Below are 23,290 nucleotides of genomic sequence, written 5' to 3'. Positions count from 1 at the left end.
CGGTTCCAGCTCCGGCTCCGGGCCGGGTTCATCCGGAGGTCTCGGTGTCCGGGAGGGCCACGGTGACCGTGCCCGTCACATGGAGGCCGAGGGCGTTGGTTCCGGTGATCCGCACCTCGGCGGTCCCGTCCGCGAGGGAGACGACCGTGCCGCTCAGCACCAGGGTGTCGCCGGGGTGGTTGGGCGCGCCCAGCCGTATCGCGACCGAGCGGAGCACCGCGCGATCGCCGAAGCGGTCCGTGATGTACCGCCCGACCAGGCCGTTGGTGGTGAGGATGTTCATGAAGACGTCGGGGGAGCCCCGCCGCCGCGCCAGTTCCGGATCGTGGTGGACGTCCTGGTAGTCGCGGGAGGCGAGCGCCCCGGCGACGATCAGGGTGCGGGTGACCGGGATCGCGAGCGGCGGCAGTTCGGTCCCGGCCGCCATCGGCAGTCCGGTCGCACCTCCGGTCGCACCTCGGGTCGCACCTCGGGTCGCACCTCGGTCGGGCAGGGCGCGGAAGAAGGGGAGTTCCAGTTCCTCGTCGACCCGGAGGAACTCCAGCCGTACCGCCGTCCCGACGCGCACCTCGTCGTAGCGCGCTCCCGTCACATTGCCGGCCATCCGTACGCCTTCCGCCAGCTCGACCAGGGCCACCGCGTAGGGCGGGTCGAAGGCGGGGAAGGGCGGGTGGTGCATCACCACGTACGAGTGGACGACGCCCTCGCCGCTCGCCTCGACGGTGTCCCACTCGGGCGAGCCGCAGCCGTCGCACCCCGGCAGCCAGGGGAGGCGGAGCGTGCCGCAGGCCGTACAGCGCTGGATCAGCAGCCGGTGGGCGGCGACTCCCGCCCAGAATCCCGCGTTGTCCCGGTTGATCACCGGGCGGGGGCGGCGGGGCGCTGCCGGGGCCGGGTCCGGGGTCGGGGTCGGGGCCGGGGCCTCGGGAGCGGAGGCTTTGAGGTCCGGCGCGTACTTCAGGACGCGGAAGCGGTGGGTACCGGCCGGCTCCCCGTCGACCCGTATCTCGGTCCGGGTCGTCACGAAGTGGCCCGCGCCCAGCCTGGTGCGCTTGCGCGCGGACACCGACTCGATCACCGTCTCGAAGGTGATCTCGTCGCCGGGCCGCAGCGCCCTCGGGTACTCCTGCTCGCAGTCGGTCGCGACCACCGAGGTGCAGCCGGCCCCGTCGAGCAGGGCGAACAGCTCGTCCCGCGCCACCGCCCCGCGCTCCGGGTGTCCGGCGAGCCCGCCCATCGTCCAGGCCTGGAGCATCGTCGGCGGAGCGATGGCGTCCGGCCCTTGGTACGCCGGGTGGGCATCGCCCATCGCCTCGCACCAGTGCCTGATCATCGGCGCGTTGACCGGGTCCCGGCCGGTGGTCGGCGGGCCCGCCTGCCTGCCCTCGTACTCCTTCAGCCGCCGTACGAAGTCCTCGCCCGGACCGGCGGCGTCCGGGCCGCTTCCGTCGCGGGGCTCCTGGCGGTCGGCGGGGGCGAGAGTCACGGCGGCGGCCTCCCCGGGCGTACGAGTCGTACCGATCAGATTTTCTGACTGTCCGTCAGATCCGCTCGCCGTGTCAAGGCATCCGGACCCCTTCCCGGAAAACGGCCGACGGCCCGCGCCCGGCACCGAAGTGCCTTCGCGCGGGCCGTCGCCCACCCCCATGACCGGCCGCCCCCGGCCGGTCCCCCCATCGGACCGGATCTCACTCCGTCGCGACCTCAGAGTTGCCCACCGAATACCCGCTGAACCGTCCAAGAGGCGTTCATTCCCCCTCAAGCGTGAGGGAATATCTCTAAACCTCTCTTCACGGTTACAGTCACGGTCACTTCGGGTCGTCACTGAACTTCGAGATCGACCAGAAGTATCCGAGCACGGTCAGGCCCACGCACCAGGCGACCGCGAGCCATCCGTTGTGGCCGATCTCGCTGCCGAGCAGCAGGCCCCGCAGGGTCTCGATGGCGGGGGTGAACGGCTGGTACTCGGCGAACGGCTGGAACCAGCCGGGCATGGAGTCGACCGGGATGAAGGCGCTGGAGAGCAGCGGCAGCAGGATCATCGGCAGCGCGTTGTTGCTGGCGGCCTCGGCGTTCGGGCTGATCAGGCCCATGCCGACCGCGATCCAGGTGAGCGCCGTGGCGAAGAGCGCGAGCAGTCCGAACGCGGCCAGCCACTCCAGCGCCGTGGCGTCCGTGGACCGGAAGCCGATGGCCACCCCGACCGCGCCCACGAGGAGCACGCTCATGACGGACTGGAGCACACTGCTGACCACATGTCCGACGAGCACCGCCCCCCGGTGGATCGCCATCGCGCGGAAGCGGGCGATGATGCCCTCGGTCATGTCGTTGGAGACGGAGACCGCGGTGCCGACCACGGTTCCGCCGATGGTCATCAGCAGAATGCCCGGGACGATGTACGCGATGTAGTCGGCGCGGTCCGCGCCGCCGCCGCCGATGCCCGCGCTCATCACGTCTCCGAAGATGTAGACGAAGAGCAGCAGCATCATGATCGGTGTGAGCAGCAGATTCAGGGTGAGCGACGGGTAGCGACGCGCGTGCAGGAGGTTGCGGCGCAGCATCGTCGACGAGTCGCGTACGGCGAGGGTGAGGGCGCTCATCGGACGTTCTCCTTGGTCTGGTTGGGGACGGTGGCCGAGGCGGCCGGGCCGGTCGGGGCAGTCGGGCCGGTCGGGCCGGTCAGGGCGAAGAACACGTCGTCGAGGTCGGGGGTGTGGACGGTCAGCTCGTCCGCCTCGATCTCGGCCGCGTCCAGCCAGTCGAGGATGGAGCGCAGTTCGCGCTGGCTGCCGCCGCTGGGGATGGAGAGCGTCAGCGCCTCGTCGTCCCCGGTGGCCTCGCGCACCGCGAGTGCGGCGAACCGGTAGGCGGCCGGGTCGGTGAAGCGGAGCCGGACGTGTCCGCCGGGGACCAGGCGCTTCAGCTCCTCGGCGGTGCCTTCGGCGGCGATCCTGCCGTCGTTGAGGACGGCGATACGGTCGGCCAGCTCGTCCGCCTCCTCCAGATACTGGGTGGTGAGGAAGACGGTCACACCGCCGGCGACCAGCTCGCGGATGATCCCCCACATGTTGTGCCGGGAGCGCGGGTCGAGTCCGGTGGTCGGCTCGTCGAGGAAGATGATCCGCGGATCGCCGACCAGCGTCATGGCGATGTCCAGACGGCGCTTCATACCTCCGGAGTAGGTGGACGCGGGCTTCTTCGCCGCCTCCACGAGATCGAAGCGCTCCAGCAGCTCGGCGGCCACCCGCTTGCCCTCACTCCGGGGAAAGTGGTGCAGATCCGCCATGAGCAGCATGTTCTCCTCGCCGGTGATCAGACCGTCGACGGCGGAGAACTGGCCGGTGACGCCGATCGCGGCGCGTACGGCCTGCGGGTCGGCGGCCAGGTCGTGCCCGCCGACGCGGATCTCGCCGGTGCCCGGGCCGGCGGAGACCAGGGTGGAGAGGATCTTCACGACGGTGGTCTTGCCCGCGCCGTTCGGGCCGAGCAGCGCGAAGACCGTTCCTTCGGGGACGGTCAGGTCGACGCCGTCGAGCACGGTCTTGGGGCCGTAGGACTTGCGCAGGCCGAGGGCGGAGACCGCGGCGGGCGGCCGCTGTCCCTGATTGCTCTGATTATTGGGCATGGGCATGACAGTTGAAGGCATGGGGTCCCCCGATCGAAGGATGAGGTGAGGTGGAGGGTGGGGCGGGGAGGAGCGGGGAGGGGCGGACCCTCAGGCGCGGGCGCGGGCGCGGCGGATGTCGATGTTTCCGTAGCGCGTACGGGCGTGGATCTCGACGGTGTCCACGGACTTCGCCGGGGCCTCGGAGCTGTCGAGCGTGTTGCGCACCTGCCCGCGGCCGGAGCTGACGTCGAGCCAGGCGGCGGTGCCCTCGCGGATGCCGACCTCGATGGCGCCGTGGGAGGTCTCCAGCTTGACCATGCCGCTGACGACCTCGGCGACGCGCAGAGCACCGTGGGCGGTGGCGGCGGTGAGCGAACTCCCGGCCCGCTCGATGCTGATGTCGCCGTTCGAGCCGCGCACCCGCAGCTCGCCGGTCACGGTGCCGACGACCGTGGCACCGTGCGAGTTCTTCAGTACGGCGGACCCCTCGACCCTGCCGACGCGCAGACTGCCGGAGCTGGTGGTGATCTCGGCGGGGCCCTCGACCCGTTCGACGGTGATCGAGCCGTGGGCGGCCTCCAGCCGGATCGGCCCGGTCTCGTCGAAGCGGACATCACCGGAGGAGGTCTTCACACCGACCTCGCCGAGCCGGCCCTCACCGAGCACCTGGGTCCAGGCCCCGGTCACCTCGACACGCGAGCCCGTGGGCAGTTCGACCGTCACATCGACCGTTCCGGTGGGGCCGATGTAGTAGCGCTGCTTGGGCGTCCTGATGCGCAGCTCGCCGCCCGAGTAGGTGACCTCGGTCTGCTCGGCGGCCCGCACGTCCTGACGCTTGTTCGGGTCGCGGGGAGCCACCTCCACGGCGGTGTCGGTACGGTCGGCCGCGGCGAACTGGACGGATCCCGCGTCCACGTGGACGTTGACCAGAATCGGCTGGGGAGTGTCGAAAGAAGGCATGGCTGTCCCGTCCTCTTGGGTCCTCTTGGCGTCCCCGCTGGTGGGACGTGGTGTGGGCGAAGTCGTTTCCGGTTCTTTCCGGTTCTTTGCGGTTCTTTGCGACGCTGCTCTGGGGCTAGTGCACCCAGCCCGTGAAGTTCTGGCCGACGGTCCTGGCCTTCTGGGGGGTACGCGCCGCGGCGGCACCACCCGTGTCGACCGCGGCCGACACCGCCCGCACCAGCCACGCGTTGACCGACAGGCCCTCGCGGCCCGCCGCCTCCTCGGCGCGCGCCTTGAGCTGCGCCGGCAGCCGCAGATTGACGCGGGCGGTGCCGCCCTCGTCCGTGTCGGACGGGACCGGCGCGGGGGCCGGGGCCGGGGCGGAGACCGGCAGGTCGAACGGTTCGTTCCGGCCCTCGTCGTACTGCGGAAGCACCACCACGAAGTCGGGGTCGAGGCCACGCAGCCGTACGTCGACCGAGCCGGGGGCGAGTTCACGGGTGATCTCGTCCATGGCGGCGGACAGCACATTCAGCATGGTCAGACGGGTGGCCGACTCCAGCGGCGCGGTCAGCCGCTCGGCCAGCTCGCGGGCTTCGTCACCCCCGGCTTCGGCGGCCACCGCCAGTTCCCTGCGGAGTTTTTCGACGTACGGCGTGAGGTCCATGGCTCCACTATGGCACCAGAGTGGTGCCACTTGCAAGCAGAATGCCGCCACACATGGCACACGGCGCGCCAGCATGGCACTAGTTGGATGCATCGTCGCAGGTCAGCGACTTGTGGCACCGCATGACATCAGATTGCCCCGGGGTGACACCGCCGTGGCACCACCCGGAGCCATGGGATCAAAACCCGGTGCCGACGACCGCGCCCCGGCCGTACAGTGACGCGATGCCGCAGGTACGAGAGATGACCACAGCCGACATCGACGCCGTCTCCGCCCTGCGGGTGGCCGGCTGGCAGTCCGCGTACGCGGGCATCGTCCCCCAGCCCTACCTGGACGCCATGACCGCCGAGGCCGACGCCCTCCGCCGCCGCGAACGCCTCGCCCTCCCACGCCCCCGGACCACCGACCTGGTCGCCGTCGCCGACGGCGACACCGACGGCACCCCGGTCGGCTGGGCCTGCCTCGGCCCCAGCCGCGACGAGGCCGCCCGGCCCGACACCGCCGAGCTGTACGCCCTCTACACCCGCCCCGACCTCATCGGCACCGGCATCGGCCGCGCCCTCCTCACCGCCGCCCACACCCTCGCCCGCACCCAGCACTTCACCTCCATCACCCTCTGGGTCCTCGACGCCAACCACCCGGCCCGCCTCTTCTACGAACGCGCCGGCTACCGCCCCGACGGCGCGACCCAGGACGACGTCTACGCCGACACCACCCTCACCGAACTCCGCTACACCTCAGCACTCTGACTCCGACGCACAGACGACGCGCGCCGACGCACGCCGACGCGCGAAGCCCGCCCGGTCCACCGGGCGGGCTTCTCAGCATGTGGGCGAACGACCCCAGTTCAGCTTTCGTCAACCTCCCGCCGCCGCCTGCCACCACTCCCCATCCGGGTCTGCGCCAGCGGAACAAGCACCGCCGAAACCGCCGCCCCCGTCGCCACAGGAGTAGCAAGATTCGGCACATGGTGCGACATAACCATCACCGCAAACCCGACACCCCCCACCACCGCACCCCAGAGCAGACCCTGCCGACGCCTGGAGCGCCCCACTCCGGAATCACTGCGCGTGCAGATGTCCGACTCCGCCGGATTGGAAGCCCCGGCCTCAGTGGGTACTGTCATAACTGACCTCTTCTCTCGCAAGGGATTGGGTCAGGGCGGCTCCCGTGCCAGCGGGGGCCGCCTTTCCTTTGCGGCCTCGCCACCCGTGGACATCAATGGTGGCACCAGAAAGGAGCATTACAAATCCGCTTATCCACAAGGGGTGTGGAGAAGCGCCTCCACGCTGGGGATAAGCACACAATTCCTGTGCATGAAGAGGGCCCATCGGCAGGGAAAGGTCTAGACATGTACCCCTTGAGCTGGGGCTTTACCCTCCACTCCAGGGAAGGGAAAATTTTTCAATGACTTTCCGTGACCTAAGCGGAATTAGTAACTCCGTCGATACCTCTATCCGCGTAGAGTTCCACAACCAAAAACTTTGACCATATCAGCAACCTCTGACACGTCTTGGCGGCAGCAAATGTCGATCGCCGACCGCGAATCGACCGCAACCGACCGAAGCTTTTCTTCCCATTGGCGGCATTAAGTCCGCTTGGCGGCGATAAAAGGAGTCAGTCGGCGGTGGTTCCCGTGAACCGCACCGCGCCGGCGGTGAGCACGGTGACATGGTCGGACTCCTCGGCGAGACCGGCCACGTCATGGGTCGACATGAGGACATCCACATCACCGTCGCCGGAGAGCGCGCGGATGAGATCGCGAAAGATCCGGCGCTCCTGGTCCGGGCTGGAAACGTGGCCCCCAGATCTGGGTTCTGGGGGCCGATCCCTATCTCTTCTGGCGTCCAAGGCAGCAGCCCCGCTTACCGGGCAGTGCACACCAGGCACTCAGCCCAACGACTTCTGGATGACTTCAAAGATGTCCGCGTCGGTCTCCCGCTGCCACTCCGGAAGCTCGGGCCAGTCGGCCACGTACCCCGGCTTCGGGTCCTCGAAGTGCTGGTACATCTGGGCGGTCCAGCAGGTGGCGACGAAGCGGCTCTTCTGCTCCCGGGACAACCGGGCCGCATGCCCGCCGCTGATCTCAATGAAGTGGCGGACCTGCTCGTACACGGAGTCTGCTGCCTGGCGCTCCCACTCCGGGGTGCCCTCCCAGGGAGTGACGTATCCGGCCTTCGGTTCGCCGGGGAAGTGCTGGCGCACCCCCGCGATCCACGCCTCCCGGAACAGTCGTGCGCCTTCGGTCTGCGACATGCCAACCCCTCTCGTCACGGCGTCCTCAGCGCGGCGATCTCCGCCCCCAGCTCCGCCACGCGGTGGTCATGGCTCAAGGGCCCGAACTCGTCGCACAGGGATCGGAGTCTACGGGCGACGTATCCGGAGGATGAGGCTTGGGCCAGTTCCAGGGCTTCCCTGCCGTAGGCCGTGACCTGCTCGGGGTCGTGGCGCTTCGCTCCGACGGCCGCCAAGTCGGTCAGCACCGCGCCCCTCCTTCGGTAGGAGTGCCCGGAGGCGAGAGCGCTCTGTTTCAGCGCGCCCTTCAAGGTCTCCTCCGCCAGGTCCAGACGCCCCAGACGGGTGTACCGCGCCCCGCGCTCCTCAGCCAGCCGGGTGCCGTCGAACCGGAGCCATCCGGCGTTGACGCTGTCCGGGGGCAGCTCGCTGACTTCCTCGGCCCGGTCAAGCGCGCGCTCGCATGCTTCCAGGTCACCGAGGCCGGCATACGCCTCGGCCTGGACGGACGCCACCCAGTAGCGGGTAGCCAGGGCGCTGTCTCCGCGACCTGCCAGCCTCTCCGCCAGAGTGAGCATCTGAGCCGCGTTGCGATAGCGCTCATCGGACATGTCCACATAGGCATGGCGGACAAGGGAACAAGCCCAGAGATCAAAGGCCCCGGCATCCTTGCTCAGCGAGGCGGCGAGCGTGTAGGAAGCGGCGGCATCGGTGTACCGGCTGCCGTCGAACGCGACTTCACCCGCCAACTGGAAGAGGTCAGCCGCTGCGTTCAGGAGAGGCCGGGAGCTGCCTCGCCGTGCCTCCAGGGCCTCGCTCAGGGTGGTGAGCTGGTCCCGGACAACGGGGTAGACCGAACCCTTGGAACGAGCCAGTTGGTAGACCTGCCAGAGGTGTCTATTCATGCGTTCGAAGTCGGCGGGCACTCCCTGACGGATGCCCTCGGCCAGGGCCTCGGCCTCCTCGACCGGCAGAACGGTCAAGGCCCCGCTGAAAGTCAGTATGCGGAGGAACTCACGGCGGATCATTTCGTCAGGGTCTCCCGCGCTCGGAGGGTCACTGGACTGATGCCCTGCAGCCTCCTGGCCTGCGGCTCGTGGCGGCTTCAGGAAGATGTCCAGCTCTTGAAGGCTGACTTCGAGGGCGGCGGCCAAACCCCGTCGCTGGGGCGGCTGAGGAGCGACCTTGCCGCTTTCCCAACGTCCGACCGTTGTGCGGTCCACGCCAAGTAACTGGGCCAGCTTCTCCTGACTGTAGCCCAGGGCCCTGCGTCGTTCCGCCAGTCCCATGACACCTCCTCCCGGCGGTTTCAGCCCCTCCAGCGCCCGTGCACGGACCTGCGTCAAGACTGCCGCATTGATGCCGTGGAGACCTCCGACTCCTGGCGCTTTCCTTGAAGTTGCCCCGGACGAGTAAACGGGACTGACAGATGGGTTCGGCCATGACGACAAGAGACGAGACTCTGGCGCGCGAGCGGGAAGGAGGTGCACAGACACAGGACCCAGGTGCTGAGCTGCGAGTCCTCATGACATTCCGGATCTCCCGCGACTCCGGAAGGACTTGGGGCCACGTGACAGAAGTTCGAGAGGACAAGGATCCTGTGGTCCTCGACGACCCCGTTGGCTTTCCACCGTGCGCATGCCCGCGCTGCACGGACCATTCCCCTCGCCCTGAAGCCTCCTCTCAGCCGGTGTCGTGATGCGGTGCGCACACTGGCGTCGAGTCCCCCTGAACCTGGCACGGGAAGCGCGGGAGAAGGTGGCTGCCGAAAGCGTGGACAGGACCGTGCAGTGCCAGTTGTCCGCCCACAACGACGGTGATCACCACGGATTCCTCGCCGAACTCGACGAGTACGCCACCGCGCTGTGGCTCCGCTGGCAGGAGAGGACCGAGGTGGACCTGGTCGTGCTTTCAGACTGCCCCGTGGTCACCCCTGGACCCGACAAGCGGGGGCTGTTGTCTGTTCGCCGACCACACCACGGCACGTTCCTCGCCACCCGCCCCGACTCCCGTGGCGGAGCTCAGATCCGGCACTTTCGCCCTCCTCTCAACGAGAGCTGCGGGAACTGTGGCACCCACAACGACCTCGGCGAGATCTAATGGCGCGCCGGTCGTCAGAGCACACGCGTGCCGTCGCGCCCCATGATCTGGAAGGAGGGCCACTGATGGCCCACGCTCTGATCGCTTCCCCGTTCCTCGACGGGCATCTCCTCCTCAAGCCCGGGGCCCGGTCCGGTGCCAAGATCCCCGCCGCCGGCTACGACGAGCTGTGGAAAGCCGCAGCCGACGGCGAGGCACTGCCCACATGGGCAGTGCAGACCGCCGCCGAGATGTGGGGCCTGGACCTCATCGGCCGACGCGCGCAGGAAACGGTCCTGGTGCGCGAGCCGTCCTCGTACGGCTACTGCCGCGCTTCCTGGGAGATCAATCTCGGTTGCAACTTCGGCTGCAAGCACTGCTATCTCGGCGAGCGCCCCTTCTCCGGCCTCGGCTGGGAGGACAAGGTCCGGCTGCTGGACATCATGCGCGAGGCCGGCGTCCTCTGGCTCCAGATCACCGGCGGCGAGCCCACCATGGACCCCCACTTCCAGGGCGCCTACCGGTACGCCTGGCAGGCCGGGATGATGCTCACGATCTCCACCAACGGCTCGCTGCTCTGGCGGCCGGACCTCCTCAAGCTCTTCCGGAGCTGCCCGCCCTACCGACTGGTCGTCAGCATGTACGGGGCGAGTGAGGAGTCCTTCGACACGCTCACTCAGCGCCGTGGCGCGTGGAAGGCGTTCCGGCGTGGCATGGACGCCGCACGCGAGGCGGGCCTGCCTCTGCGGATCAACGTGGTGGTGACCGAGGACAACGCCTCCGAGGCCGACGAGATGGCCGCCCTCGCCGACGAGTGGAACGTCGAGAACCACGCGTACACGAACATGACGCCCACGATCTACGGCGGCGGAGAGCCGCTGCTCGCCCAGTCCGCCGCCCACCTGCGGCAGCGCAAGCCGTTCGCCGGCTGCAACGCGGGACACACCTTCTTCCACGCCGACCCCCACGCCAAGGTCTCGATCTGCAAGGTCGGCCGCGACGACCAGATCGACCTGATGACCGAAGGCATCGACGGCCTCACCCGGCTCGGCGTCATCGCCGACCGCCTCATGCTTCGCACCGGTGGGTGCGAGGGCTGCGCCCTGTCCGGCACCTGCCGGGTCTGCCGCCCCCTGGCCAAGCACTACCAGGAAGCGAAGGCGCCGCTGCACAGCTACTGCCAACACGGAGACAAGGAGAACGCCTCATGACCCTGCCCGTACCGGTGACCCTTCTGCCCGGCCCGCCGCCCTCGGCGCGCCGCGCGGCACCGCCCGTCGCCGCCCTCTCGGTGACCGCTGTTCTGGACCTGGACGACGTCGTGGAGAGCGCGGAGTGCTCCTGCGACGCCGGTGACGACAACCCCCACTGACCGACACGATCCGGTCGGTTCCGTTCAGGCCCTGGCGTGTTCGCGTCAGGGCCTGAGCCCTGACCGGCCGACCACTAGGGTGCCGCTCATGTTCTTCCGCTGGGACTGGCTCCGGCCCGTACTGACCGCGCCGATCGTGCCGACTCTCGGCCCCGTCCACCCCCACACGCTCACCGTCGACCTCTTCGAGGACACACTGAGGGCGGCCGTCACCGACCGGTCCTTCCTCCACTACGACAAGGACCGGCGCTGGAGCAGTGAGAAGGACGAGACTGTCCTCAGCGGCGATGTGGTTCATCAGCCCGACCACACCCTCATTCCCACCCTGAACCGGCGTGGCCGCGGCACCGTCAAGGTTTTCGCCTACGGGCACCGTGACAGCATCGTGGACGAAGCCGCCGAGCTGGCGGTGAAGCTCGCCGCCCTGCACGACGCCGGGAAGGCCCAGGTCGTGCGCCCGCTCGGCCCCGAGACCGACTCCCCACGCGGCACCCGCATCCAGATGAAGGACTTCACCGCCCGCCCCTGCCCCAACCCTGGCGGCCCGGTCCGCCCCGTGACCGACTGGCCGACCCCTGTGCAGGAGACCTTCGCCCCGTTCGCCACGGCCATGGCCACTGACGGCCTGGCATTCCTCCACACCCAGATGCAGGCCGGCCAGTGCGGCCCAGTCCTCGCCACCGCCGTCGAGGACCGAATCCTGGGCGCGATCGGCCCCATGGAAGTACGTCCCGACGCGATCGGATGCCTTCAGCTCATGCCCCAGTACTTCGCCGTCCTGCCCGAGGCACGAGGCCAGGGCCTGGGCCGCGCCTTGTGGCGGTCCGCGATGCACTGGGGCCAGTCCCACGGCGCCGCGTACCAGCTCCTCCAGACCGAGGTCGGCGGCCCCTCCGACAGGCTGTGCCAAGCCGAAGGACTGACCTCGCTCGGGTTCAGCCACACCACGCAGGCGTAGCCGGTTCAGCACTTCTGGTCCGCATGATTCGCAACCACATCAAGGAGTTCGGCAGCGCCGACGACGGCCGTCTCTTCCGCACCTCCCGGGGGGGCCACCTCCTGTCCAAGGAGTACGGCGACCTCTGGAGGAGGCTGAAGGCGAGTAGCCACCAAGCCATGACGCACGAAGGCACCGCTCTTTCCCCTGGAGCGGCGCCCTTTCAGTTCGTCGTATCGACGGGATCAGAAGGGTGGCTCGTCTGAGTAGCCACCGCGCGCTGGCTGCGGGCTCGGCTGATCCGCCCATGGATCTGGTTCGATTTGTGGGGCATCGAGCGCCTTGTCCCAGAAGCGCCGCAGCTTCTGGGCCGCGCTTGGCTCCGGCTCGCCGTACTCATTCTCGTACGGCTCCAGGAAGTCCCGGCCATGGCTTCCACGATGATGCAGCACCGTGGAAACCGCCAAGACTGTGGCCCATGTATGGGGAACTGTCTTCCCAAGCAGCATCCGGCGGATGGTCTCGCGGCTTACCTCGTAAAGCTCGTCCTGGCTTCGCAGATCATCACTGATCACTCTCAGCGGGGGTCGCCCTGCGGCGCGATACATGTCGAACATCTTCGCTGCGAAGTCTCTACGAGGCCCCCGAGGCAGCTCATCGGGTGCGGGAAAGCGTAGTTGCTTGGGCACCGTCCACTCTCTTCTCCACTGCGCGGCAAGGGGTGACCATCTTTGGCAACCTTCGGCTCCACCGGGAAGCTGTTGGCACAGTATGGCTCTTGTTAGCACAGGCTGACACCTCGTTGGCACACCAAAACACGTACGAACAACCACTCCAGCCGGTACTCCAGGCTTGTTTAGAGACAGCAGCCAACTAGGGCACGCTTGGAGGAACCCACTTGTCTGGCCAGTCCCCTGAATGCGATCACCGCGTCTACAAATCCCTAATCGTGATCTTGGGTGCGCTCACCCTCGGGCTAGCAGGCGGGGTCGCCGTGGCCCTCACGGGCACACGGCCCTTCGACGCAGTGAAGCTAGGAGCGTCGGTCACGGCCTTCACGTTCACCGCTGGTCTAGCTGTGGCTGCATACGTCGGCAAGCACCAGAGCTAGAACCGTGAGGGCCTTGCTCAGCAACTGGTCATGCCTGGTCCACAAACACTGGTCAACGGCATGGCAGAGGCGAATCAGCGTGGGACAGGGCACATGCGGAAGGGGTGCCCCGGATTCGGGGCACCCCTTCTGAGCTGCACATACATTCACCTGGCGGTGGGTGTGGGATTTGAACCCACGGTGACATCACTGCCACGACGGTTTTCAAGACCGTTCCCTTAGGCCGCTCGGGCAACCCACCCTCGCTCCTGCCGGGACCCGGCGCGGAGCGGCCTACAGAGTACCGGCATGGGGGTGGGGGGCGCAGCAGGGTTGGGGGTGGGGGGTCAGCTGTCGCCTTCGCGTTCGCCGAGGGTGACGGTGGCGGTGTGTTGCTTGCCGTCGCGCTCGTAGGTGAGTTTGACCTGGGTGCCGGGGGCGTGGTTCCAGATCTCGCCGATGAGGGTGGGGCCGCTGTCGATGGGCTTGTCGTTGAAGCGGGTGATGAGGTCGCCGGCCTTGAGGCCGGCCTTGGCGGCGGGGCCGTTGGGGGTCACGGCGGGGGTGCCGCCGGAGGATTGGGCGATGATTTTGGCGCCGGCGCCCTTGGTGGCCATGTCGACGCTGGCGCCGATCACGGGGTAGACGGGCTTGCCCGTCTTGATGAGCTGTTCGGCGACGCTCTTGGCCTGGTTGATGGGGATGGCGAAGCCGAGGCCGATCGAGCCGGCCTGGGACTGGCCGAAGCCGCCGCCGGTGGACTGGATGGCCGAGTTGATGCCGATCACCGCGCCGCGCGCGTCGAGGAGGGGGCCGCCGGAGTTGCCGGGGTTGATGGAGGCGTCGGTCTGGAGGGCGCTCATGTACGAGTTCCTGGAGCCGGAGCCGTCGCCGGAGGCCACCGGGCGGTTCTTGGCGCTGATGATGCCGGTGGTGACGGTGTTGGAGAGGCCGAAGGGGGCGCCGATCGCGATGGTGGAGTCGCCCACGGCGACCTTGCCGGAGTCGCCGAGGGGCAGGGGGGCCAGTCCGGGGGGTGCTTTCTTCAGCTTGAGGACGGCGACGTCGTAGCCCTGGGCGCGGCCGACGACCTCGGCGTCGTACTTCTTGCCGTTGGAGAAGGTCACGGAGAGGGCGCCGCCCTGGGCGGCGGAGTCGACCACATGGTTGTTGGTGAGGATGTGGCCCTCCTGGTCGTAGACGAAGCCGGTGCCGGTGCCGCCCTCCTGGCCGCCGACGCCGCTGAGGTCGCCGCCGGCGCTGGACTTGGCCTCGATGGTGACCACGCTCGGCAGGGCCTTGCCGGCGACGGCGGAGACGGTGCCCGGCGCGCGCTGGAGGTCCTTGGGGATGTCGGCGGCCGTGACCGTGGTGGAGTCGGCGCCGTTGTCGTTGCGCTCGGCGGCCCAGTAGCCGACGCCGCCGCCCACACCGCCCGCGACCAGCGCGGCGATCAGCACCGCCGCGAGGAGGCCGCCGGAGCGCTTGCGGCGGGGCGGCTCGGAGGTGTGGACCGGGGCGCCCCAGACGCCGGGGTGGGCGCCGTCCCCCTGGGGTGCGGTTCCGTAGGAGGGGAAGGCGGGCGGGGGCGGGGGCCAGCCGGCGCCCTGCTGGTGCGGGGCGGGGGGAGGGGGAGTGGAAGCAGCGGGCTCGGGGGCAGGGGCCGGGGCGGGGGCGGGGTGGTCGGCGGGGGCCGCCGGCTGGGGCGCGCCCTGGGGAGGGGCAGCCGGCACGGGAGGCACGGACGGGGCGGCCGGCTGAGCGGTGCCTTCGTTGCCCTCGTTCTCAGTGCTCACAGCTTTCTCTCCTCATTTTCCACGTCGATCACTCCGGCAGACGTCCGCTGGCGCCGCTGCCCGGGAAGGAAGTCGCACGGTGTCTCGCTTCAGCATTTCCCACGGCTCGTCAGGCCACTGTAAGCAGGAGCTGTGGGTATTCGGGGAATCATTTACATAGGGTGAAACGGACAGTCTGTCGAGAGCTCCGCCGAAGGTCCTGCCGGGGGGCCCTCCGGGCACTTCCCAGAGCCCCCGACACGCCCCCTGACTCGGTACCTCCGCGGCGCGGTGACACGATGACGTGGTGACCCAAGCACGACAGAACCACATCCAGGTCGTCGCCCACCGCGGAGCCTCCGAGGACGCTCCCGAGCACACGCTCGCCGCGTACATGAAGGCGATCGCGGACGGCGCCGACGCCCTCGAATGCGATGTGCGCCTGACCGCCGACGGCCATCTGGTCTGTGTCCACGACCGGCGCGTCAACCGCACCTCCAACGGCCGGGGCGCGGTCTCGGCGCTGGAGCTCGCGGATCTGACCGCGCTCGACTTCGGCACCTGGAAGGGGCGCGAGGACGCCACCGAGAGCCCCGACTGGGGCGATCCGTCGCTCACCTCCGTGCTGACCCTGGAGAGGCTCCTCGAACTGGTCGCGGACTCCGGTCGGCGCGTGGAGCTGGCCATCGAGACCAAGCACCCCACCCGCTGGGCGGGCCAGGTCGAGGAGCGGCTGCTTCAGCTCCTCGGCCGCTTCGGACTCGCCGCGCCCGCGACGGCGGAGGACTCGTCCGTACGCGTCATGAGCTTCTCCGCCCGCTCGCTGCACCGGGTCGCGGCCGCCGCGCCGACCATTCCCACGGTGTATCTGATGCAGTTCGTGAGCCCTCGGCTGCGCGACGGGCGGCTGCCGGCCGGGGCCAGGATCGCCGGGCCGAGCATCCGGATCGTACGGAATCATCCCGCTTACATCGAGCGGCTGCACCGGGCCGGGCACCGGGCGCACGTCTGGACGGTCAACGAGCCGGCGGATGTGGAACTCTGCGCCGGGCTCGGCGTGGAGGCGATCATCACCAACCGGCCGCGGCAGGTGCTCTCCCAACTCGGCCGTCCGTAAACCTCAGAAGCACCCGTCACACGCATGACAGGGAGCACACCGGCGCGTTCAACCCCCGTCCGGCCCTGAGAAGTGCGCCACAGGTCCCTCCTCCAACGGTTTCCGGTCCAGTCCATTGGGGCATTCACACGGTGGCGTGGGGCAAAGGAGGTCTCGGGGGTGGCGTTGGTGGTGGCACAAGAGGTGCCCACGTCGTCGAGCATGGCCGTACCCCATGGCCCTGCGGGCGTGGGCCAGGCACGACACCGTATGCGTGGTGATCTTCGCCGCGGCGGGGTCCCGGAGTCGGTCGTCGACGACGCAGTTCTGATTCTTTCCGAACTACTCAGCAATGCCTATCGGCACGGCAGGCCGCTGGGACACGTGGAGGTGGGAGAGGGAGACGTCCGCGCCGCTTGGCGCGTCGACATGACCGGCCGGCTCACGGTCGAGGTCACGGACGGAGGCGGACCGACCCGGCCCGTTCCGGCCACGCCCTCGGTGACCGCCCGGGGCGGTCGCGGGCTGAACATCATCACCGCGCTGGCGCGTGAGTGGGGTGTCCGGGACAACGCGGCGGGCGAGGTGACCGTATGGGCGATCGTTCGCGAAGGACAGCGCCGCGACGATTTCGCTACGCGCGTCACTGCCCCCGGATTCGACCTCGTGGAGGTCTATGACGACGTCGGCTGAGCATGCCGAGAAGACTCGAAGAGGATTCAAAGAGGATTACGGGAACGCCTGGCGGCTCGGGCTTCCCGTACGGCGGTTCCGGCTGAGAACCGCCGAGGAGAACCACCCCGGCGACCGCGGCTGAGCACCCCGTGCCCGATGGAAGCCCCCGTGTCGGCCGGCCTGTGCCAACCCGTGCCACACCCGTGTCACAGCCGGGTGCCATGGCAACGCGCACACGGCGGACGGCTAGGCTCGCGGCCAGACACAGCACCGCCGCCGCACCCGGGAGAAGCCGCACCATGGCCAAGAAGCGCCCCCAGAACAAGGCAACGAAGCCTCAGCCCCAGGACCGGGCCCGCGGTGCCAATGAACCCGTGCCCGTGGTCGGAGCCCGTGAACCCTGCCCCTGCGGCTCGGGCCGCCGCTACAAGGCCTGTCACGGCCGGGTGGCCGCGCACGCCGTGACCGAGCTGGTCCAGCGCCCCTTCGAAGGCCTGGCCGGCGAGTGCGACTGGGTCGCCCTGCGCGAACTGGTGCCCGCGGCGACCGTGCGGCTCACGCTCAAGGGCGGGCTGCCCGATGGCGTGCCCTCGGTGACCCTCGCGACCGTGCTGCCGATGGCCTGGCCCGCGCTCCGCCGCGACGACGGCTCCGTGCTGCTCGGCCTCCAGAACGACACCTCCTCCGGCGACCTCAGCCGCGATCTCGCCGACACCCTGAGCCGCGCGCTGGCGGCGGAGCCGGGCAATCCGGTCGGCGGGGAGCGGGTCGTGGGCGACGGCCCCCGGCTTCAGGACCTTCTCGACCCCGACGCCGCCTTCGAGCCCGTGGTCCACTCCGGTTTCGAGTTCTGGATCCCGGAGTCCACCGAGGCCCCCACCGCCGAGGTGACCGCTTCCCTGGAGCGGGCGAACTCGGCCGCGATCCCCACCGTGAAGCTCTCCGGCGTCGACGCCGCCTACTGGTGCGAGACCCCGGACAAGAACCATCTCCGCTGGGTCATGCCCCACGCCGAGGAGAAGCTTCTCGACGCGCTCGCGCGGCTGCACGCCGCCGGTGCCACCTCGCTCGGCGAGGGGACCCGTCTCGTCGGCTCGTTCCGCGCGCACGGCCTGATGGTCCCCGTCTGGGACCTGCCGAGCGCGATGGGCGCGGAGGAGTGCGAGAAGCCCGCCGCCGCGTTCGCCGAGCGGCTGGCCGGGGCGCTCGCGTCGGACGCCCCGCTCACCGCCGACGAGCGCCGGGCGCGCGGCGGCCTCACCAACCGCCAGGTGACCCTGAGCTGAGCGGCCGCACCGGGGCATCGGATCACCACCGGCCCTCCGAACCACCACCGGCCGGAATCCGTGTCCGGAGTATCCGGCGGACCCCGGGAAAGGCCGAGTGACTCCAGTCACAACTCACGCTAAGCGAAGCTGAATCGCTGTCCGAATACCCGAGATCGAATTTGCGTACCGCCGATCTCTTGTTACGGTTCTAGAAGCCCGGTCGCTGGTGCATCCCCCGTCGCCAGCGATCGGGCCTCTCCATTTCCCCGGATGGTCGACAGACCGGATCGATCCGTTGACGGTCGGTCAACATCCAGTGGACGTCGGGCAGTTGCCCCGAGCCCCGGAGCGGGCGGATTCCCTGCCGGACCGGCCTCCGCCGAAAACTCCGCGGCGACCCGAATACCTCATGGTCATGCCACTGCCCATCCCCGGGAAAACCCCTGCGGGATCTCGCCGAGGCCAGGATCATCCCCCGCGTCAAGCGCCCGGCCGATGCGTACGAAGCGCTCGCCGGAGCGCCGCCGAAGTGAGTACGGAAGGCAATTCCGCCCCCTTGCCGGATTGCGGCGGTCGCCGCGCGCCAGGGCGGCGGGCCCGGCCGCGCCACGCCCGTACCGGCCGCCGCGAGATCTTCCGGAGCGACAGATTCCGGCCTGCTTTGAGCCTTCGCTGCCGAAACTGTTCGCTCGGCACGAGCTGATCACGCTTGATTTCGGCCGACTCTGGCGACCTTGACCCGCCGCCGGTTTTCCCGTACGCGAACACGCGCCGTGAGGATGGGGAGGAAAGGACCGGGCCGGAAGGCCGGGAGGGGCGGCCGACGGAACGCACGGTCGGCGGAACGCGCCGTACCCAGGACCCGGGACCACCGCGCGGGCGGCCCCGGACCGTCGATCGGTTCAGATCCGGTTCATCCGGTTCGGATCAGCTTGGATCGGTCGGATCAGTCGGATCGGTTCAGTTCAGTTCAGTACGAGAGCTTGCTGCCGCCGTCCGGCGCGTTCGTGCTCGCCTCCACCAGCGCGTCCACCACGGCTTCCACCCGTGGCAGCCAGGGAGTGGCCGACCCGGGCAGCGGCGCCCGCTCCCAGCGGACCTGCCCTGCCCCCGTCTCCGACGGCGGCAGCACCAGATACCCGCCCTCGCCGTGGAAACGCAGCGAGCTGGGCACGCAGTCCTTGGCGAAGAGCAGCTCGCCGAGCTGTTCGAGGCTGTACGGGGCGACCAGCAGCGACCACCGGGTGGGCGTCGCGACCACCGGCCCCAGCCGGACGTCCATCCGGTCGAGCGCCGCCAGGGCCCGCGCCCCGGCCACCGCGGGCAGGCTCACCGCGCAGGGCGCGCCGCCCCCGGTGGCCAGGACGACCGGCGCGGCGGGCCGGTTCGCCCACCACCAGCGGAGCATGCGCTCGTCGGTCGTCGCCGCGAGGATCGCGGGATCGAAAGGGTGTGCGCCGGGTACGACGCACTCGGGGTCGGGGCAGGCGCAGCGGCGGCCGCGGTCACCACGACCGCCGGCCGATGTCAGCACCGCGCCGGGGAGTACGGGCCAACGCCACTCGGTGGCGCAGACGAGCGCCGCTTCCAGCTGTGCTGACTGGGCGGGCCCCTTCTTGCGCCAAAACCGGAGCCTGCGTCGCCTTCCGAGGATCTCGCGCATGTGCGCTCGTTCCTTTCCGTTGAACGCCGAGGTCCACATCGCACCATGGGTGCGACTCTTCACTGTGCGTACAAAATGCGTACTGTGCGTACGGATACGTGCTGATCGGCGTATCACCGCTCCGCGCCGACGGCATGGGGGTGTCCCCACCTCGCCTGCGACAGGATCGCCGCCGGGAGCCGAACGTGGGCCGTGCTCCATTCAACGCGCGGCCACGGGGTGGCGCGCGCCTGGCGCTCGCTGTCCGCGCCCACAGCTTCCGGGATCGTCCCGCCGTTCGCGGGTCTGCTGTGGAGTTCTGGCGCGGCCTGCGGCTGTTAGGACGCCTGAGCCGATCGCCAGGTTCCGGAGCGGTCCCAATTAACCCTGGCCATCACTGTTTACGTACCCACCACGCTTGGTATGACGCGTTCCGCGGCGGCTGCTCCGGGGTCTCACCCCGGAGAGATCCACCGAGGGGATCCACTGCCGAACGCCCTCAGTCGACCGCATTGACCTCCATCAGGCGTATTTTTCGGCCAAGTTCAAGATTCCCCCAAGGGGAGTTCAAGGTCCCATAGACACCATCAATCCCACTGGTGCAATGCTGGACATCCCCTTACTTCTCCGTGTAGATGTGGATCCATGGGTAGCGGCGCAGAATGACATGAATGACATGGGGGTTTGCGATGCTATTGAGCGAAACGCACCAGTCGGAAAGCCGACTGCGATGAGTACCCCTCACCTGCCGAAAGTGGCTGGAATCGACTCACCAGTTCCTCATCCAACGGAAAATGCGGCTGATCTTCCCGGCCTTTTCGATCTTCCGCCCGGCCTTCCCACCGGCCTCCCCTCCGATCTTCCTTCCGACCTCTCTTCCGCACCGGTCACCGCGGACCCCCGGCGGGTGCTCCAGGACCGGCTCGCGGGCTGGGTCTCCGATCTGGCCGCTCTTCAGGAGCTGACCGAGCGCCTGAACAGGACCGGCTCCCTCGACGCGGCTCTGAAGGAGCTGCTGGCGGCCGGGGCCGCCCTGGCCGGTGCCCGCCGCGGTCTGGTGGTCCTCGAACCCCGGCCGCCCGCGTCGGCCGCGGGCCCGGGCCGGCTCGGCGGCAGCGGCAGCGGCAGCGGCAGCCATGCTCCCGCACTCACCAGGGGTCTCGGCTTCACCCACGCCGAACTGGGCCACATCGAGACCGTCCCCCGGTGCGCCACCGCGTACGGCCGGATCCTGGAGAGCGCCGCCGCCGGGCCCCCGGAGGCCGTCGCCCACCCCGATCTCTTCGGGGACCCCTCCGTCGATCCCCGCCACCGCGAGGTCGCGGGCCGCCTCGGCTACGCCGCCGAATACGCCCAGCCCCTCACCACCGAGACGGCCGGTCTCCTGGGCGTGGCCGTGTGGATGTACGACGAACCCTCGTCGCCCGGAGACCGCCGACGCCATCTGCTCGGCCGCTACGCGCGGTACGCCGCCGAGCATCTGGCCCGGCTGGCGGAGCTGGAGCACGCCCGCCGCACGGTGGCGGCCGTCGCCGAGGAGCTGCTGCCCAGCAGGCTGCCCAGGGTGCCCGGGGTGCGGCTCGCCGCCCGCCGGCTGGGCGGCCGGAGCGGCGGCGGCGACTGGTACGACGCGCTGCCGCTGCCCGACGGCGCGCTGGGGCTGGCCGTCGGATCGGTCAGCGGCTCGGGGCCGGGCGCGCTGGCCGCGACGGCCCGGCTGCGGGCCTCCCTGCGGGCGTACGCCGTGATGGAGGGCGAGGACCCCGTCGCCGTACTCTCCGATCTCGAACTGCTGCTCCGGCTGACCGAACCCGCCAGGACCGCCACCGCGCTCTTCGCCTACGCCGAGCCGTCGGCGGCGCGCGTGGTGCTCGCCGGGGCCGGGCACACCCCACCGCTGGTGGTCGGCGAGCGGCGGACCGAGTTCGTGGAGACCTCGCTGTCGGCCCCGCTGGGGATGCTCGCCTGCTGGGAAGCGCCGAGCGTGGAGCTGACTCCCGAGCCCGGAGAAACGGTGCTTCTCTATACGGACGGACTGCTGCGGCGCACCGGCGACCCGATGGACCGGGCCTTCGCCCGGCTGCGCTCGGCCGCCGTGGGCGTGCCCCGGGCGGCCCGCGAGGATCCGGGGGCGGTCGCCGACCACGTACTGAACACGCTGTTCCGGGACGGCCCCGCCGCCGAGGGCGCGCAGCCGGGCGAGGGCCAGGAAGGCCAGGAAGGGACGGGCGGGACGGAAGGGACGGGCGGCGAGGAGGACGTCGTACTGCTCGCGGCCCGTTTCGAGTGATATGAGGCGATCCGGTCACGATCCGCCATCAGCCACCTGGACACCCCTTATGTCTTATTCCTCACATCCCTTCGGGGTGTCTTCGGCTCACACATACGATGGAGACCGGTCCAGTGTCGTATCGAGGAGGCTGACGTGACCGAGGAACTCAACCCGAGTACCCCGGAAGAGGAAGAGCAGCAGATCAAGCCGCGGAAGAACGGCCTGTACCCGGGCGTGTCCGACGAGCTCGCCGACAACATGGCGAGCGGCTGGGCCGACACCGAGCTGCGCGATCTGGAGCCCATCGGCCAGGCCGCCCACACCGCCGACCGCCGCGCCGCCCTGTCGGCCCGCTTCCCCGGCGAGCGGCTGGTGATCCCCTCGGGCAATCTGAAGACGCGCTCCAACGACACGGAGTACTCCTTCCGTGCCTCCACGGAGTACGCCTACCTCACCGGCGACCAGTCCGAGGACGGCGTCCTGGTGCTGGAGCCCACCGCCGACGGCCACCGCGCCACCATCTATCTGCTGCCGCGCTCCAACCGTGAGAACGGCGAGTTCTGGCTCTCCGGCCAGGGCGAGCTGTGGGTCGGCCGCCGGCACTCCCTCACCGAGGCCGAGAGCCTGCTGGGCATCCCCGCGAAGGATGTCCGCGAGCTGGCCGCCGCGCTGGGCGAGGCGACCGGTCCGGTCCGCGCGGTGCGCGGTCACGACGCCGGCATCGAGGCCACGCTGACCGACAAGGTCACCGCTGAGCGCGACGAGGAGCTGCGCGTCTACCTCTCCGAGGCCCGCGCGGTGAAGGACGCGTTCGAGATCGCGGAGCTGCAGAAGGCGTGCGACTCCACCGCCCGCGGTTTCGAGGACGTCGTCAAGGTCCTCGACAAGGCCGAGGCGACCAGCGAGCGCTACATCGAAGGAACGTTCTTCCTGCGTGCCCGTGTAGAGGGCAACGATGTCGGCTACGGCTCGATCTGCGCCGCCGGCCCGCACGCCACCACCCTGCACTGGGTCCGCAACGACGGCCAGGTCCGCTCCGGCGATCTGCTGCTGCTCGACGCGGGTGTGGAGACCAACGAGCTGTACACCGCCGACATCACCCGCACCCTGCCGATCAACGGCCGGTACAGCGAGCTCCAGCGCAAGATCTACGACGCGGTGTACGACGCCCAGGAGGCGGGCATCGCCGCCGTGCGCCCCGGCGCGAAGTTCCGCGACTTCCACGACGCCTCGCAGCATGTGCTCGCCGAGCGTCTGGTCGAGTGGGGACTGCTCGAAGGCCCGGTGGAGCGCGTCCTGGAACTGGGCCTCCAGCGCCGCTGGACCCTGCACGGCACCGGTCACATGCTCGGCATGGACGTCCACGACTGCGCCGCCGCGCGCACCGAGGCGTATGTCGACGGCACCCTGGAGCCGGGAATGTGTCTGACGGTGGAGCCCGGGCTCTACTTCCAGGCGGACGATCTGACCGTGCCCGAGGAGTACCGCGGCATCGGTGTCCGGATCGAGGACGACATCCTGGTCACCGAGGACGGCAACCGGAATCTCTCGGAGAGCCTGCCCCGGCAGGCCGACGAGGTCGAGGCGTGGATGGCCTCGCTGAAGAGCTGACCCAAGAGCTCAAAAGCTCAAG

19 protein-coding genes, 1 tRNA gene and 2 pseudogenes are annotated in these 23,290 nt (G+C 69.5%); 10 read left to right on the top strand and 12 right to left on the bottom strand.

The genetic code is table 11. From position 1 onward, the window contains the following. Positions 1-28: 28 nt before the first annotated feature. The 6 genes and pseudogenes from IE247_RS34145 to IE247_RS03530 all read right to left on the bottom strand — a co-directional run. Positions 29-388: pseudogene (locus IE247_RS34145) on the bottom strand (MaoC/PaaZ C-terminal domain-containing protein); the annotation flags it as partial. Between the two features lie 105 nt (positions 389-493). After that, positions 494-1,399 (bottom strand): annotated as a pseudogene (locus IE247_RS34140) (bifunctional MaoC family dehydratase N-terminal/OB-fold nucleic acid binding domain-containing protein); the annotation flags it as partial. Positions 1,400-1,808: 409 nt separating this feature from the next. Continuing rightward, a complete protein-coding gene (locus IE247_RS03545) occupies positions 1,809-2,600 on the bottom strand; it encodes an ABC transporter permease (protein ID WP_190121326.1) in 792 nt (263 codons plus the stop codon). After that, positions 2,597-3,625 (bottom strand): ATP-binding cassette domain-containing protein, encoded by a 1,029-nt coding sequence (locus IE247_RS03540; RefSeq protein WP_190121325.1) that lies wholly within the window; start codon positions 3,623-3,625, stop codon positions 2,597-2,599. Before IE247_RS03540 ends, IE247_RS03545 begins: the two co-directional genes overlap by 4 nt. A gap of 90 nt (positions 3,626-3,715) precedes the next feature. Further along, on the bottom strand, positions 3,716-4,567 hold the full coding sequence (locus IE247_RS03535) for a DUF4097 family beta strand repeat-containing protein (protein WP_190121324.1): 852 nt from the start codon (positions 4,565-4,567) through the stop codon (positions 3,716-3,718). 115 nt (positions 4,568-4,682) lie between these two features. Then, positions 4,683-5,216, bottom strand: coding sequence for a toxin-antitoxin system HicB family antitoxin (locus IE247_RS03530; RefSeq protein ID WP_190121323.1), 534 nt, complete (start codon positions 5,214-5,216; stop codon positions 4,683-4,685). A gap of 224 nt (positions 5,217-5,440) precedes the next feature. Between IE247_RS03530 and IE247_RS03525 the strand changes: the two genes are divergently transcribed. After that, positions 5,441-5,965: a GNAT family N-acetyltransferase gene (locus IE247_RS03525; RefSeq protein ID WP_190121322.1), complete on the top strand. Its 525-nt coding sequence runs from the start codon at positions 5,441-5,443 to the stop codon at positions 5,963-5,965. A gap of 1,141 nt (positions 5,966-7,106) precedes the next feature. Here IE247_RS03525 and IE247_RS03520 read toward each other — a convergent pair. Beyond that, the gene (locus IE247_RS03520; protein WP_190121321.1) at positions 7,107-7,472 is read right to left on the bottom strand and encodes a hypothetical protein; all 366 of its coding nucleotides are present in this window, start codon (positions 7,470-7,472) and stop codon (positions 7,107-7,109) included. A 14-nt stretch (positions 7,473-7,486) separates the two neighbouring features. Further along, entirely contained in the window at positions 7,487-8,740 is a 1,254-nt protein-coding gene (locus IE247_RS03515; RefSeq protein ID WP_190121320.1) for a helix-turn-helix domain-containing protein, read from the bottom strand. Positions 8,741-9,209: 469 nt separating this feature from the next. Here IE247_RS03515 and IE247_RS34860 point away from each other — a divergent pair, with 469 nt between their 5' ends. From IE247_RS34860 to IE247_RS03495, 4 genes are all read left to right on the top strand, one after another. After that, a complete protein-coding gene (locus tag IE247_RS34860) occupies positions 9,210-9,551 on the top strand; it encodes a hypothetical protein (protein ID WP_308433185.1) in 342 nt (113 codons plus the stop codon). A gap of 65 nt (positions 9,552-9,616) precedes the next feature. Continuing rightward, positions 9,617-10,741 carry a radical SAM protein gene (locus IE247_RS03505; RefSeq protein WP_190121319.1) on the top strand — a complete coding sequence of 375 codons (1,125 nt, stop codon included), beginning with the start codon at positions 9,617-9,619 and terminating at the stop codon, positions 10,739-10,741. Then, a complete protein-coding gene (locus IE247_RS03500; RefSeq protein WP_190121318.1) occupies positions 10,738-10,902 on the top strand; it encodes a hypothetical protein in 165 nt (54 codons plus the stop codon). The genes IE247_RS03505 and IE247_RS03500 overlap by 4 nt, the downstream gene beginning before the upstream one ends. Before the next feature lie 88 nt (positions 10,903-10,990). Continuing rightward, positions 10,991-11,860, top strand: coding sequence for a GNAT family N-acetyltransferase (locus IE247_RS03495; protein ID WP_190121317.1), 870 nt, complete (start codon positions 10,991-10,993; stop codon positions 11,858-11,860). A 224-nt stretch (positions 11,861-12,084) separates the two neighbouring features. Here IE247_RS03495 and IE247_RS03490 read toward each other — a convergent pair whose 3' ends face one another. The 3 genes from IE247_RS03490 to IE247_RS03480 form a co-directional block, all read right to left on the bottom strand. Further along, on the bottom strand, positions 12,085-12,456 hold the full coding sequence (locus IE247_RS03490) for a hypothetical protein (RefSeq protein ID WP_190121316.1): 372 nt from the start codon (positions 12,454-12,456) through the stop codon (positions 12,085-12,087). A 645-nt stretch (positions 12,457-13,101) separates the two neighbouring features. Further along, positions 13,102-13,191 (bottom strand) — tRNA-Ser (locus tag IE247_RS03485). Positions 13,192-13,276: 85 nt separating this feature from the next. Beyond that, positions 13,277-14,725, bottom strand: coding sequence for a S1C family serine protease (locus IE247_RS03480; RefSeq protein ID WP_190121315.1), 1,449 nt, complete (start codon positions 14,723-14,725; stop codon positions 13,277-13,279). Positions 14,726-15,011: 286 nt separating this feature from the next. Here IE247_RS03480 and IE247_RS03475 point away from each other — a divergent pair, with 286 nt between their 5' ends. The 3 genes from IE247_RS03475 (at position 15,012) to IE247_RS03465 (ending at position 17,761) form a co-directional block, all read left to right on the top strand. Further along, entirely contained in the window at positions 15,012-15,821 is an 810-nt protein-coding gene (locus IE247_RS03475) for a glycerophosphodiester phosphodiesterase (RefSeq protein ID WP_190121314.1), read from the top strand. A 72-nt stretch (positions 15,822-15,893) separates the two neighbouring features. Further along, positions 15,894-16,493, top strand: coding sequence for an ATP-binding protein (locus IE247_RS03470; RefSeq protein WP_190121313.1), 600 nt, complete (start codon positions 15,894-15,896; stop codon positions 16,491-16,493). A 281-nt stretch (positions 16,494-16,774) separates the two neighbouring features. After that, complete coding sequence (locus IE247_RS03465) at positions 16,775-17,761, top strand: DUF5926 family protein (RefSeq protein WP_190121312.1); 987 nt, start codon at positions 16,775-16,777, stop codon at positions 17,759-17,761. Positions 17,762-18,713: 952 nt separating this feature from the next. Here the strand turns inward: IE247_RS03465 and IE247_RS03460 are convergent. Next, positions 18,714-19,406 (bottom strand): bifunctional DNA primase/polymerase, encoded by a 693-nt coding sequence (locus IE247_RS03460; RefSeq protein WP_190121311.1) that lies wholly within the window; start codon positions 19,404-19,406, stop codon positions 18,714-18,716. A 583-nt stretch (positions 19,407-19,989) separates the two neighbouring features. On the opposite strand from IE247_RS03460, the gene IE247_RS03455 reads away from it, so the two are divergent. Continuing rightward, positions 19,990-21,675 carry a PP2C family protein-serine/threonine phosphatase gene (locus tag IE247_RS03455; protein WP_190121310.1) on the top strand — a complete coding sequence of 562 codons (1,686 nt, stop codon included), beginning with the start codon at positions 19,990-19,992 and terminating at the stop codon, positions 21,673-21,675. A 135-nt stretch (positions 21,676-21,810) separates the two neighbouring features. Beyond that, a complete protein-coding gene (locus IE247_RS03450) occupies positions 21,811-23,268 on the top strand; it encodes an aminopeptidase P family protein (RefSeq protein ID WP_190121309.1) in 1,458 nt (485 codons plus the stop codon). Positions 23,269-23,290: the final 22 nt, after the last annotated feature.

Origin of the sequence: Streptomyces inusitatus (assembly GCF_014651115.1) — a bacterium.
Classification (GTDB): Bacteria; Actinomycetota; Actinomycetes; order Streptomycetales; family Streptomycetaceae; genus Streptomyces; species Streptomyces amakusaensis.
Note: the sequence above shows the minus strand (reverse complement) of the source record. Positions and strands in the feature narration are given on the sequence as shown.